The organism is Caulobacter sp. DMC95, assembly GCF_056313785.1.
On the sequence record NZ_JBQUZP010000001.1, the window covers coordinates 631789 to 644566 of the forward strand.

The 12778-nt window shown below is 66.5% G+C and carries 12 protein-coding genes and 1 pseudogene; 5 read left to right on the forward strand and 8 right to left on the reverse strand.

What is annotated here, in order from left to right; all coding sequences use genetic code 11:
• Window positions 1–3 precede the first annotated feature (3 nt).
• Together ACT53N_RS03065 and ACT53N_RS03070 are read right to left on the reverse strand one after the other, a co-directional pair.
• Complete coding sequence (locus tag ACT53N_RS03065) at window positions 4–1509, reverse strand: serine hydrolase domain-containing protein (RefSeq protein WP_476062494.1); 1506 nt, start codon at window positions 1507–1509, stop codon at window positions 4–6.
• A gap of 179 nt (window positions 1510–1688) precedes the next feature.
• Entirely contained in the window at window positions 1689–3053 is a 1365-nt protein-coding gene (locus ACT53N_RS03070) for a cation:proton antiporter (RefSeq protein WP_476062495.1), read from the reverse strand.
• Between the two features lie 210 nt (window positions 3054–3263).
• Here ACT53N_RS03070 and ACT53N_RS03075 point away from each other — a divergent pair, with 210 nt between their 5' ends.
• Window positions 3264–3491, forward strand: coding sequence for a type II toxin-antitoxin system Phd/YefM family antitoxin (locus tag ACT53N_RS03075; RefSeq protein WP_476062496.1), 228 nt, complete (start codon window positions 3264–3266; stop codon window positions 3489–3491).
• Complete coding sequence (locus ACT53N_RS03080) at window positions 3491–3991, forward strand: PIN domain-containing protein (protein WP_476062497.1); 501 nt, start codon at window positions 3491–3493, stop codon at window positions 3989–3991. Before ACT53N_RS03075 ends, ACT53N_RS03080 begins: the two co-directional genes overlap by 1 nt.
• On the opposite strand, the gene pip is transcribed toward ACT53N_RS03080, so the two are convergent.
• Complete coding sequence (gene pip, locus ACT53N_RS03085; protein ID WP_476062498.1) at window positions 3988–5073, reverse strand: prolyl aminopeptidase; 1086 nt, start codon at window positions 5071–5073, stop codon at window positions 3988–3990. The genes ACT53N_RS03080 and pip overlap by 4 nt on opposite strands.
• Window positions 5074–5315: 242 nt before the next feature.
• Here pip and ACT53N_RS03090 point away from each other — a divergent pair, with 242 nt between their 5' ends.
• The 3 genes from ACT53N_RS03090 (at window position 5316) to ACT53N_RS03100 (ending at window position 6669) form a co-directional block, all read left to right on the forward strand.
• On the forward strand, window positions 5316–5627 hold the full coding sequence (locus tag ACT53N_RS03090; RefSeq protein WP_476062499.1) for a DUF1244 domain-containing protein: 312 nt from the start codon (window positions 5316–5318) through the stop codon (window positions 5625–5627).
• A gap of 308 nt (window positions 5628–5935) precedes the next feature.
• On the forward strand, window positions 5936–6118 hold the full coding sequence (locus ACT53N_RS03095; protein ID WP_476062671.1) for a hypothetical protein: 183 nt from the start codon (window positions 5936–5938) through the stop codon (window positions 6116–6118).
• 305 nt (window positions 6119–6423) lie between these two features.
• Entirely contained in the window at window positions 6424–6669 is a 246-nt protein-coding gene (locus ACT53N_RS03100; RefSeq protein WP_476062500.1) for a hypothetical protein, read from the forward strand.
• Here ACT53N_RS03100 and ACT53N_RS03105 read toward each other — a convergent pair.
• The 5 genes and pseudogenes from ACT53N_RS03105 to kduD all read right to left on the reverse strand — a co-directional run bounded on the left by ACT53N_RS03105 (window position 6659) and on the right by kduD (window position 12772).
• On the reverse strand, window positions 6659–7765 hold the full coding sequence (locus ACT53N_RS03105; protein WP_096050980.1) for a sugar kinase: 1107 nt from the start codon (window positions 7763–7765) through the stop codon (window positions 6659–6661). The two genes, ACT53N_RS03100 and ACT53N_RS03105, sit on opposite strands and share 11 nt — an antisense overlap.
• Window positions 7766–7771: 6 nt before the next feature.
• Window positions 7772–8446, reverse strand: coding sequence for a bifunctional 4-hydroxy-2-oxoglutarate aldolase/2-dehydro-3-deoxy-phosphogluconate aldolase (locus tag ACT53N_RS03110; protein WP_476062501.1), 675 nt, complete (start codon window positions 8444–8446; stop codon window positions 7772–7774).
• A pseudogene (locus tag ACT53N_RS03115) lies at window positions 8440–8811 on the reverse strand (hypothetical protein); the annotation flags it as partial. The pseudogene ACT53N_RS03115 and the gene ACT53N_RS03110, both read right to left, overlap by 7 nt.
• 277 nt (window positions 8812–9088) lie before the next feature.
• Window positions 9089–11818 (reverse strand): phosphoenolpyruvate carboxylase, encoded by a 2730-nt coding sequence (gene ppc, locus ACT53N_RS03120; protein ID WP_476062502.1) that lies wholly within the window; start codon window positions 11816–11818, stop codon window positions 9089–9091.
• A gap of 186 nt (window positions 11819–12004) precedes the next feature.
• Window positions 12005–12772, reverse strand: a complete 768-nt coding sequence (kduD, locus tag ACT53N_RS03125; RefSeq protein ID WP_476062672.1) for a 2-dehydro-3-deoxy-D-gluconate 5-dehydrogenase KduD — start codon at window positions 12770–12772, stop codon at window positions 12005–12007.
• Window positions 12773–12778: the final 6 nt, after the last annotated feature.

Sequence of the window (12778 nt, forward strand, 5' to 3'; positions counted from 1 at the left end):
GCCCTACACCCGCGCGTAGGTCTGGCCGTCCAGCACCAGCGTTTCGGCGCCTGTGAAGCGCAGGGTCTGACCGCTCATCGGGACCAGCTCCACCCGCAAGGTCTCGGCGTCTGCGCCCGCTTCACCGACCGCCGTCATGACCCCGGCGCGCACCGTCAGCCGCCCCCCGACCTCCAGAATATCCAGCCGCCCCATCAGCGGATTGCGGTAGGTCCCGACATAGTGGCTGTTCGGCCGCCCAAGCGACCAGGGCCGCCGCGCCCGGTCGGCGCGGCTGGCGGCCAGGCCGGCGCGGCGCTTGTCCACCCGCGCCTTCAGCGCAGCTAGCTCGGCGTCATAGACCGCCGACAGGTCCTCCCGCCCGGCAAGGCGGTCATAGACATAGTTGGCGATCAAGTCGGCCACCTCGCCGCCCAAGACATCTTCGTTGGTCATCACCGCAATGCCGACGCCGCGCTCAGGCATGAAAGACACATGGGCCCGGGTGCCGGCGAAGTTGCCGAAATGATGGATCAAGCGCTGATCCCCGTAGCGTCCCGTCTGCCAACCGAGGCCGTACCCGTCACGGACATAAGGGCCGAACCTGGCTTGCTGAGCGACCAGGGGGCGGTGCATGGCGGCGACCAGTCCCTGCGGGAACAGACGTCGCCCCTCCAGCACGCCGTCGTTCAACTGGATCTCCAGCCAGCGCGCCATATCACGGGCGGTCGAGACCAGGCCCCCGGCCGACTGCATCGTCGCGTCGACCTTCTGCAACGGGCTGGGCGCGATCTGGCCGTCGGCGGCCGGGGTGTGGCCCGGGGCGACCGACAGCCGGCGGCGCGCACCGTCGATGCGCGCCGTGGTGCGTCGCATGCCCGCCGGCCGCAGCACCGCCTCGTCGACCATGTCGCGCCAGTCCAGGCCAAAGCGGTCCTGGATCAGGGTGGTGGCCAGGTTGTAGCCGGTGTTGGCGTAGCGAAAGACGCCGTAAGGCGTGTCCGCGCTGCGCGTGGTGGCGCCGAGCAGGCCGCTCATGACTTTTGGCGTGTGCTCGCCCGTGAAGGCGGCGCGATAGGGAATGGCGAGGTTCTCCAGGCCCGAGCGGTGACACAGCAGATCCGACAGCGTCACCGAGGCGGCCAGATCAGCAGGTAAGGCGCTCTTGCCGATCCAGCGGCTCAGCGGCGCGTCCAGGTCGAAGGCCCCACGCCGGGCCTGGGCGGCGATCGTCAAGGCGGTGAAGGCCTTGGTCGCCGAGGCGATGTAGAACGCGGTATCGGCGGCAGCCGGGCGGCCGGTCGTGACATCGGCGACCCCATAGCCGCCGGCCATCAGCACCTCATCGCCCTGCACCACGGCCAGTGAGAGGCCCGGAACGACGGCGACCGCGGCCAGCGCTCGGCGCACGAAGGCGTCGATCCCTTCAGCCTCTTCGCCTCTTAGAGCGTCGGCGGCCGACTCATGAGCCGGCGCGATCAGCCAGGGCGCGGCGGCCAAGGCGGCTATGAGCGGACGGCGCGTGATCATGCGACGGGCCCTCTGGATGAGGATCGCAGATCCGACGCTACGGACGGGGTGATGTTGACGGGCATGAAGCGGCCTCCCGTCAGTTAGAGGCCTTGGGCGAGCGCTTTGGAGGCGGCGCGCTGAAACTTTTCTGGGAACAGCGCAGCGGGACCCGCCGAAGCAGGCCCCGCCCACAAGTCCTACGCCTTCGCCGCGTCAGGCGCTGCTTCCAACTCCCCGCGCTCGCGGGCCTTACGCCCATAGACGACCTCGAACAGTGGGCTGGCCATCACCGTGGTGACGATCGCCATCAGCACCAGCATCGAGAAAAGGGTCGGGCCGATGATGCCCTTCTGCAGGCCGATATTGATGATGATCAGCTCCATCAGGCCGCGCGAGTTCATCAGCGCGCCGATACCCATGGCGGTCGGGTGGTCCTCGCCCGTGAGGCGGGCGGCGACGTAGCAGGCGCCCCACTTGGCCAGGATCGAGACGGCCAGGATGCCCAGCGCGATCAGCAGCAGCTCGCCCGAGTTGACCATGTCCATCCGGGTGTTGAGGCCCGAATAGGTGAAGAACATCGGCAGCAGCAGCACCACGGCCAGGGGCTCGACCTTCTTCTTCAGCTCCTCGGTCAGGCGACCCCGCGGCATGACCACGCCCATGATGAAGCCGCCGAAGATGGCGTGGATGCCGACCGCGTCCATCAGGAAGGCCGAGACGCAGAAGGCCAGGATCACCAGGGCCAGGGCGTGGGTGCTGAGCTCCCCTTCCCGCTCGACCATGCGGCCCAGGGGCGCGAGGATCTTGGGGCCCATGGTCAGAACGAACAGCACCCACAGGAGGCCGCCGCCGATGGCCAGCACCGCCACGCCCGGCCCGCCGCCGAACGTGGCCAGCACCACGGCCAGGACGCACCACGAGACCGCGTCGTCGAAGGCGCCGGCGGTCAGTGACAGCGTGCCCAGCGAGGTTTTCTGAAGGCCGCGCTCATTGATGATCCGGGCCAGCATCGGGAAGGCCGTCAGGGCGATGCAGGCGCCCATGAACAGGGTCGCCGCGCCAGGGCTGATGGTCGGCGCGAACAGGCCTGGCACCTTCAGCAGGAACGGCGTGATGATCGCAGCGAGCACAAACGGAGCGGCGATGCCGGCGAACGACACGCTCATCGCGCTCCTGGCCTTGGCCTTGAAGTGTCCCGCCTGGAACGTTGTCCCGACCATGAACATGTAGAGGCCCACGCCCAGCTGGGCGCCGACATAGAGGACGTTGCGCGTCTCCTTGGGGAACAGGGCGAGCTGGAAATCGGGGAACAGCAGGCCCAGCAGCGATGGGCCCAGGATCACGCCGGCGATCATCTCGCCCACCACCTGCGGCTGAGCCAAGAACTTCTTGCCAAGCCAGCCCACCACGCGGCAGGCCAATAGGATCACCGCCAGCTGCAGGAAGAAGTGGATCGAGAAGTCGTTGGGCGTGTAGCTCTGCGCGGCGGCCTTGGTCGCCGGACCATGCGGGGACAGAACATCCGCAAGGGTGTGAAGCGTATGCGCGATGATGTCTGACACGGTCCTTAAGCCCCCTAATGGATCGTCGTGGCTTTACGCCTTGGCCGCATGCCGCGCAGAGATCCGGCGTCAGCGCAACAGCCTAGGCGAATTTTTGACAGCCTTGTCAGTCGATTGTTTTTGCTGGCCTATTGTCTGTTGCCACCACGCCACGATGTAGTAACGTACCTACAAGACAGCCTTGTCATTCGGAGCGCTGGGGTCTGGTTCATGAAGGTCGTCACAAGCCGCGAATTCAATCAGGATGTCACTCAGGCCAAGCGCGCGGCGCGAATCGAGCCGGTGTTCATCACCGACCGTGGTCGCCCCACTCACGTGCTGATGAGCGTCGAGACCTATCGCCGGCTGTCAGGCCAGAGCGAGACCATCGTCGACCTCCTGGCCATGCCTGCAGCCTCCCCCGCCCTCGACCTGACGCCCGAGCGTTGGGATCGCTGATGCACCTTCTGGACACCGAGATCGTCTACGCGCTGCGCAACGCCAAGGCCGGCGGCGCCGATCCTGGCCTAGCCGCCTGGGCCAGCGGCGTGGCGCGGACCAACCTTTTCATCTCGGCGATCACCCTGATGGAGCTGGAGACCGCCGCGGCGCGCGCCGAACGCGCCGACAAGAGCCGAGGCGCGGCCGTGCGCGCCTGGCTGGACGAGCGCGTATCGGCGGCCTTTGACGGCCGCATCCTGGCGGTCGACGCCGCCGTCGCCCGACGCCGGGCCCAGCTTCCGCTGCCGCACGCGCGGGACGGCCTGCTGGCCGCCACGGCTCTGGAGCACGGCCTGACCCTGGCCACGCGCGAGACCGCTACCTTCGCCAAGGTTCCACGCCTGAAGCTGTTCAACCCCTGGAGCTACAAGCCCGAGGCGCTGGACGACGAGGAAGATTGGGGTCAGGCCGCCAAGGCCGGCGGCCAGTGGCTGCGGAACATCTTCGTGCGAGGTTAGAGCCTGGGCAGCCCGTCCATGATCGCCGTCAGGGCGATCACCGTCTGGGCCTCCATGGCGCTGTGGCCGGCGTCGGTGATCACATAGGTCGCCGGCGGCGTCCCCGCCGCCTCCAGCGCCTGCACCAGCCGCGAGCCTTGCGTCAGCGGACAGACCTGATCGAAGCGGCCATGGACGATATGCACGGGCACGCCCTTCAGCGCGACCACGCCATCGGTGATCTCGCCCTCTTTCAAGAACAGGTCATGGGCGAAGAAGTGGGCCTCGATCTGGGCGAAGCTGAGCGCGAACTCGGCCTCGCCGAACTTGCCCGCATCGTCGGCGGCCGGGATCATGTTCGAGATCGTGCCTTCCCAGACGGACCAAGCCAGGGCCGCCTTCAGCTGCGCTTCCCGCTCGGCGTCGGTGGTCGGAGCCCGATCAAAGATCGCCTTGTAGGCGCCCATCATGTCGCCGCGCTGCTCGGGCGGGATCACCTCGACGAAGGCCTTCCACTCGTCGGGATAGGTGATGTAGGCGCCCGGCGCGGTCAGGCCATAGGGCTGGTCGGCATAGGTCGCCGCGTTGCCCTGGTACATGTAGAGCAGATCCTCCTTCCGCCCCAGGAAGATGCCGCGCAGGATCAACGAGGCGACCTTCTCGGGATGGCGGATGGCGTAGACCAGCGCCAGGGTGCTGCCCCAGCTGCCCCCAAAGACGTGCATCTTGCCGGTGATCCCCAAGGCGTCGCGCAAGGCGTTGATGTCGGACACCAGATGGTCGGTGGTGTTGTTGGCCAGGGCCTTTTCCGGGCCGTCGGCCGCCACGGTCGGACGGCTCTTCCCACAGCCGCGCTGGTCGAACAGGATCACGCGATAACGGTCCGGATCGAAGAACCGTGACATCACCGGCGCGCAGGCCCCGCCCGGCCCGCCGTGCAGGAACATCACCGGCTCTCCATCGGCGCGGCCGTATTCCTCCCAGTAGATCTCGTGGTCTGGCGCGGTGTCGACGCGCAGCCAGCCCGTCCTCAGCGGCTGCCCTTGAGGATAGGTCCACTCGTTGGTGACCTTGCTAGTGGCGCGAAGGCGCGAGAAGTCCATGGTCGAATCCTGTCGAAAGAGGCGGCGCACTCTCGCGCTGAAGAGGCCCGATCTCCAGGCTATTTGCTCAATTCTCTCGTCATCCCGGCCGCAGCGTAGCGGAGAGCCTGGACCCAGGGGCCACCGCACTGGACTTGGCCCCTGGGTCCCGGGTCGGCTTCGCCGCCCGGGATGACGAGGTAATGTTGGACTTTTCGATGATGCTGATTGAGACAGTTGGCGCGCTACAGGACCGTAATCCCATGACCATCGAGATCGAAGACCGCCTCGCCGCCGCCGCCTTCCGCCGTCTGGTCGACCATCTGCAGATGCGCGCCGACGCTCAGAACATCGACCTGATGGGCCTGGCCGGCTTCTGCCGCAACTGCCTGGGCGACTGGGTTCATGAGGCCTCGGACGGCGCAATCAGCAAGGAAGCCGCCCGCGAGGCGGTGCATGGCATGCCGGCCGCCGACTGGAAGGCCAAGCATCAGAGCCCCGCGACGCCGGAGCAACTGGCGCGGATGGAAGCGAGCCTGGCGCTGAACGCCAAGCTTCGGGCTGAACGCGCGTAAGGGGATGGGCGAAGAATCCCTCTCTCTTCGAGAGAGGGAGGGACCCGCGCCGTCAGGCGTGGGAGGGTGAGCGGTTACGGAGCAACCCGTGAATCCTTAACCTATTCAATATCTTCCTCTGCCCTACCCTGTCCGGAAAGGGTGAAACCACTCACCCTCCCAAGCTTCGCTTGGGCCCCTCCGTCTCTCAAAGAGAGAGGGAATGCGATGAGCGTTTCCGCGATTTCATCCCCGGCCCCAAAACCTGCCCTATCCTCTTCCCACCTCGAAGCACTGGGGAGGGCGCGCGGCCAGCGACCTTCGCGGCTTTGGGGGGCGGTCGAGCGGGGACAGGTTCGAGGGGGATACTCGTACGGTCCGGGGACCTGGTTGCTGGCCAGACCCGCCCGCCGTCGGCGTGGTCGAGGGCAAAAGGATGTGTCTTAGCCTGGAGTGGCTCGTCCTCCTTGATCGTCGGGCGCCTGGGAAACCAGGGGCTCGGGTCCCGGTAAGGCCTGAACAGGGCCACCTGACGGGACGCTGGCGGATAACGGCTGCGCGGAGCGTCGGTCTTCGTCGAAACGGTAACACCACAACAGAACTCCGGACGAAGGTCCGGCGCTCCGCATCCCTCCCCGATCCTCACGGTCACGCCGCTGAGCGGTTTCGACGCGTCCGGATGCTCCCCCGCGATGCGGGGGAGCTGTCGCGGAGCAACTGAGGGAGCCAACGCGGCGACCTTCCAGTTCGCCCCCTCCGGCCCTCTGGGCCACCTCCCCCGCATTGCGGGGGAGGATCTTGGAAAAGGAGCTCCACCATGCCCTCCCCTCGCAAACCCCGCCGCCCAGGCGGATCGCGCTCGGCGCGTCGCCGTCGCCACGAGCAAGCTTGGCTCACCAGGAAGCTTCAAGAGCGGTTCCTGCGCTTCGCCGAGCTGCTCGCCGAGAAGGAGCGCAACGATACGGACATCTACAATCCGCGCGACGCCAAAGAAAAAGTCCCCGGCCTTGCGACCGAGGACTTCTCCTTGTTCTTCAAAGAACGAGAGACGTTTAGCGGATGACCCGCGCGCCCTTGCCCTTCATCACGGCCTCGACCTCTTCCTTGCGCACCATCGAGGTGTCGCCAGGCGTGGTCATGGCGAGAGCGCCGTGAGCCGCGCCGTACTCGACGGCGGCCTGGGGGCCCTTGCCTTCCATGAAGCCGAAGGCCAGGCCCGAGGCGAAGCCGTCGCCGCCGCCGACGCGGTCATAGATCTCGAGGTTCTCACGCATCATCGAGGCGTAGAACTCACCGCCCGCGTACAGGATCGCCGACCAGTCATTGACCGAGGCGGTCTTGGCGTTGCGCAGGGTGGTGGCGGCGACCTTGAAGTTCGGGAACTGCTTCACAGCCGTCTCGATCATCTTCTTGAAGTTGGCCGGGTCGATCGAGCTGATGTGCTCGTCCAGGCCTTCAACTTCGAAGCCGAGGCAGGCGGTGAAGTCTTCCTCGTTGCCGATCATCACATCGACGTACTGGGCGATATGACGATTGACCTTCTGAGCGCCTTCCTTGCCGCCCTGCGACTTCCACAGGCTGGCGCGGTAGTTCAGGTCGTAGGAGACGACGGTGCCGTACTTGCGGGCTACTTCCACGGCTTCGATCACGGCTTCGGCCGTGTTCGAAGCCAGGGCGGCGAAGATGCCGCCGGTGTGGAACCAGCGCACGCCTTCTTCGCCGAACAGTTTTTCCCAGTTCACTTCACCGGGGCGGATCTGCGAGGCGGCCGAGTGACCCCGGTCGCTGCAGCCCAGGGCCGGGCGAACGCCGAAGCCCTTTTCGGTGAAGTTCAGACCAACGCGCGTATTGCGGCCCAGGCCGTCAAAATCGCGCCAGATGATGTGGGAGGTGTCGACACCGCCCTGCATCATCAGATCCTCGACCAGCCAGCCCAGGTCGTTCACCGGCAGGGCGGTGACGGCCGTCGAGCGCTTGCCCCAGCACTTCTTGAAAGCGCGGGCGACGTTGTATTCGCCGCCGCCTTCCCAGACCTGGAACTGACGGGCGTTGCGCACCCGGCCGAAACCGGGGTCGAAACGCAGCATCACTTCACCGAAGCTGGCGCAGTCCCACTTCGTTTCCGAAGCCGGGCGGATGTTGAGGATATTGTCGGTCATTTGGTCTTAGGCCTTCCCACGAACCTTCTTGATCAGGTCTACCGTCTCGCGGACCTTTTTAGAGATGCCCGCGTAGTCCTTGGCGTCCAGCAGCTCTTGCGTGATCAGCTTGGAGCCCATGCCGGCGGCGACGATGCCCGCGCCGAACCACTTCTTCACCGAGGCCTCGTCCGGATCGACGCCGCCCGTCGGCATGATGCGGGTCCAGGGCATCGGGCCCAGCACAGCCTTGACGAAATCGGGGCCGCCGACCGACGAGCCCGGGAACACCTTGACGATCTCGCAGCCCAGCTCTTCGGCGTACGAGATTTCCGAGGCCGAACCGCAGCCCGGCGAGTACGGGATCTTGCGACGGTTGCAGACCTTGGCGACGTCGGCGTTGAGGATCGGGCCGACGACGAACTTGGCGCCGTTGGCGATGTAGATGCCGGCGGTGGGAGCGTCGACGATCGAGCCCACGCCCATGATCACGCGCGGATCGGCCTTATCGAAGTAACGGGTCACTTCGTAGAAGACGTGGCTGGCGAAATCGCCACGATTGGTGAACTCGATGCAGGGCGCGCCGCCGTCGGCGCAGGCCTGGATCACGCTCTTACAAACCTCGACGTCGGGGTGGTAGAACACCGGAATGACGCCCTGGTCCATCAGGGCGGTCAGCACCGCCATACGGTCTTTCACCATCTCAAACTCCTTCCCGAAGGATCGTTCTTGCGCGAAGGGCCGCATGGGCCGCCGCGCGAGCAATATTTCGCCGGAATTGGCTCAGGGCGTTCCCTTAGACCGCGTTGCGCTCGCGCGCCACACCGCGCTTGCCGCAACGTCAAACTAAGGGACGCGACCGCGCTGAAATCGACCATCGCGGCCGCCTTCGCGCGAAAGCTTTCCGACGCACGCTTCCTTCCCCAGACCTTTTCCCTCGGCTCGCCGCCCTCGCCGCCCGATACAAAATTGAGGCGTCGGACTCCGCCGACGCCCCGAAAGTTTGCGCAGGAGCGAGCTCAAAGAGCCGCAAACGAGACGGACGACCACGACGCCGAACCGAAACGTTATGACACCGGTTACCAAGGACGGCGAAGCTGTCTTTGCCACCGGTGTCATCGGGAGATAATCAGAATCCGCAGGGGAGCGCAAGCGCTAGGAACTCATGATGTCCGTAATCGGTAAGCCATTGGATTTGAACGCCTTACTTCCCTCTCCCCTTGCGGGAGAGGGTGGCCCACGCAGTGGGTCGGGTGAGGGGTCGCACAGGCAAGGCCGAGAAACCCCTCTTCCGGCCCTTCGGGCCACCTTCTCCCACAAGGGGAGAAGACGTGTCGGTGGCGCTCAGCCCGTATTGCGCAGCCCCGCCGCGATCCCCGCCACGGTCAGCTGAATGGCCAAACGCAGCTCCTCGTCGCTGTCCCCCGCCCGGCGTCGCGACAGAAGCTCCAGCTGCAGATGGTTCAGCGGGTCGACAGAGCGGCTGGCCAAGGCCACCGACTCGGCGAGGTCCGGCTGATTGTCGAGCAGGCTGGTTCCGCCCCGGATCGCCAGGGCCAGACCCGTCGCCGCCTCGTGCTCACGCCGGATGGTGGCGAAGATCCGCTCGGCGTTGGCCTTGTCGGGCGACAGCGCGACGTAGCGGGCGGCGATGCCCATCTGGCTCTGGGCCAGGGCCAGTTCCATGTTCGACAGCAGGGAGGCGAAGAAATCGAAGCCGCCCGCCAGATCGCGGAGCTGCTCGACCGACAGGCCGGCCCGCTCGACACCCGAGGCGAAGCCGTACCAGCCCGGCAGCATGAACCGCGCCTGCGACCAGCTGAACACCCACGGGATGGCCCGCAGGTCCTCAATCTTACGGCTGGCGGTGCGGCTGGCCGGACGGCTGCCGATGTTGAGGCGAGCGATCTCAGTGATCGGGGTCACAGACCAGAAGAAGTCCTCGAAGGCCGGATCGTCGTAAACGAGCGCCCGATAGCCGTGGAACGACGCTTCAGCCAGGGCGGTCATGGCCGCCTCGATCTTGGGGTCCCGCTGCGGGATCGGACGCTCACTGGCCATCAGGACTGCAGCGGCCAGACCGTCGAGATTACGGCGCGCGGTCGGCTGGTCGCCAAAGCGGCGGGCGATCATCTCGCCCTGCTCGGTCATGCGGATGCGCCCCTGGACGGTGCCGGCCGGCTGGGCCAGCACGGCCTCCGCGGCCGGCCCCCCGCCCCGCCCGACGCTGCCGCCGCGGCCGTGGAACAACTGCAGCCCGACGCCCATCCGATCGGCCTCATACGCCAGCGCCGAGGCGCCCGTGGCCACGCCGCGCCTGCTGGCGACATAGCCGCCGTCCTTATTGCTGTCGGAGTAGCCGAGCATGATCTCCTGCACCGGCCGATCGCCAAGGATCGTGCGGCTGAGCGGCAACTGCAGCCACTGGCGCAGCACGGCCGGACCATTTTCGAGGTCGCCGATGGTCTCGAACAGCGGCGCGACCTTGACCGAGGCGCGCGGCGCGGCGCCGCCCCAGACCAGGCCCACCTGCTTGAGCAAAACGAGCGGCTCGAGCATGTCGGACAGGGTCGCCGACTTCGAGATGATGTAGGCCCCCAGACACCCATGACCATAGTCGCGCACCGCCTGCGCGGCCGCCTCCATGGTCGCCAGCTCCTTGGTGGTCTCCTCGCCATAGGCGGTGAACGGAGAGACAAGGGGACGCTGGTGCGACAGCTCGTCGATCAGCACCTTGCAGCGCGCGTCCTCGTCGAGCTTCAGATACTCAACGCCCGTACCGGCGCGGCGGAACAGCTCGTCGAGCGTGCGCTCGTGAACGTCGGCGTTCTGGCGCAGGTCCAGGCTCATCAGATGGAAGCCGCAGGCCTTGGCGACCTCGACCAGGGTGCGCAGGGCCGAGCCGACCAAGCGCTCGCCGCCGTTGCGCTCCAGGCTGTCGATGATGACCGACAGGTCTGCGACGAAGGCGTCAGGGTGGCCGTAGGGCGCAACGCTGGTCACGCCGGTTGCAAAGGCCACCGGCGCGCCGGTCAGCTTCTGCGACACAGCGGTCAGGCGGTCGAAGATCAGCTCCAGCGCCAGCCGATACGGCTCATCGATGCGATGGACCGAGGGATCCTTGGCCTGGGCGGCCAGGGCCAGCAGCTCTTCGGACACCGGCGTATAAGCGGTCGAGACCGCGAGGTTGGACCACAGCTTGCGCACCTCGCCGGCGTACCAGTCGAGGATCACGCGAGACTGGCTGGCGAAGGCGAGCTTGAGGGTCTGGCCATTGACGCCCGGGTGGCCGTCGCGGTCGCCGCCCAGCCAAGAGCCCATCTTCAGCAGCGGCGCCAGTTGCCCGTGCTGGCCGATCTTGCCGGTCCAGTCGCCGTAGAGGTCGATGATCGCCGGCAGGATCGAGGTGCGGACGATCGACAGCGCGTTGCGGATCTCGTCCTTAACCGTGATCCGCTCGGGACGGTAGAGACGCGTGCGCCACATCAGGGCGATCTCGCGGAACAGGCTCTCGCGGATTTCGGCGTCGAGATCCGGCGGCAGGTGATGACGGCGCAGGGCCATCAGCCGCGAAATCTCGGTTTCGCGATCGACCATGCTGCGGCGACGGACTTCGGTGGGGTGCGCGGTCAGCACCGGGACCACATTCATCGTCGCGAAGACCTTGGCAAGGTCGGCATCGGACTTACCAGCAGCCTTCAGCGCCTTGACGGCGTCGATCAGGGTGCGTGGCCGCTCGTCGCCCGGCTGGGCGTCGGCTTCGGCGTGACGACGGCGCCCGGCGACATCCTCGCCGATATTGGCCAACAGCGAGTGGCTGGCGAAGGCCCGCGACAGGAACACGGCCTGCTCGGTCGTCAGGTCGGCGAACAGGTGATCCAGCAACGGCGTGTCGCCATTAGCGACATCCTCCCGCGAGGCGGCCTTGCGCGCCTTGGCCACCAGCTCTGCCTTCTCCTCGCCCTCCAGATACGTGATCGCCTCGATCAGCAGGTCGCTGAGCAGATTGGCGTTCTGGCGAACGTGACGGCTGGTCGGACGGTCGACGTCGATCGACAGGGCCGGGTTGCGCATGCGCGGACTCCAGGGACCGCGCAAGGGGCGGTCCCGAACAGGAATGGATCAAGAAGACGCGCAGTCGCGCTCGAGCGAAGCCGAGCGCTTTACGCAGCGGCGCCCTCTAGCGCGCTTCACCGGGCGGGAAAAGCCGCCCGGCACGATGGTTGCGCTACCATCGTATTTTTGCGCGTTTTTCTTTCGCTAGCGGGCCAACCAACCGCCGTCCACGGGCAGAGTAATGCCCTGAACGTAATCCGACGCCGACGAAGCCAGGAACACGGCGGCCCCGCCGATGTCCTCTGGACGCCCCCAGCGACCGGCCGGAATCCGCGCCAGAATGGCGGCGTTGCGATCCTGATCGGCGCGCAGAGCCTCGGTATTGTTCGTGTCGAAATAGCCGGGCGCGATGGCGTTGACATTGATCCCTTTGGTCGCCCACTCGTTGGCCAGGATCTTGGTCAAGCCCGCCAGACCCGACTTGGACGCGGTGTAGGACGGCACGCGGATGCCGCCTTGGAAGGAGAGCAGCGAGGCGATGTTGATCACCTTGGCCTGGCCGCCCTCGAAGCCCTGCTTGAGGGCCTGCTTGGCGAAGGCCTGGGTCAGGAAGAAGACGACCTTCAGGTTGGTGTCCATCACCGCGTCCCAGTCGGCTTCCGAGAACTCGATCGAGTCGGCGCGGCGGATGATGCCGGCGTTATTGACCAAGATATCGACCTTGCCGAAGGCGGCGACGGTCTCATCGATGACGCGCTGAACAGGTTCGATCGAGCCGAAGTCGGCCTTGATCGACAGGAATTTGCGGCCAAGCGCCTCGACGGCCGCCTGCGTCTCAGTCGGCGCGCTACGGCCTGCGGCGGCGATGTCCGCACCGGCGGCGGCCAGGGCGATGGCGATCCCCTGCCCGATCCCGGTGTTGGCGCCGGTGACGAGCGCGACCTTGCCTTCGAGGCTGAACGGATTGGCCATTGTCAG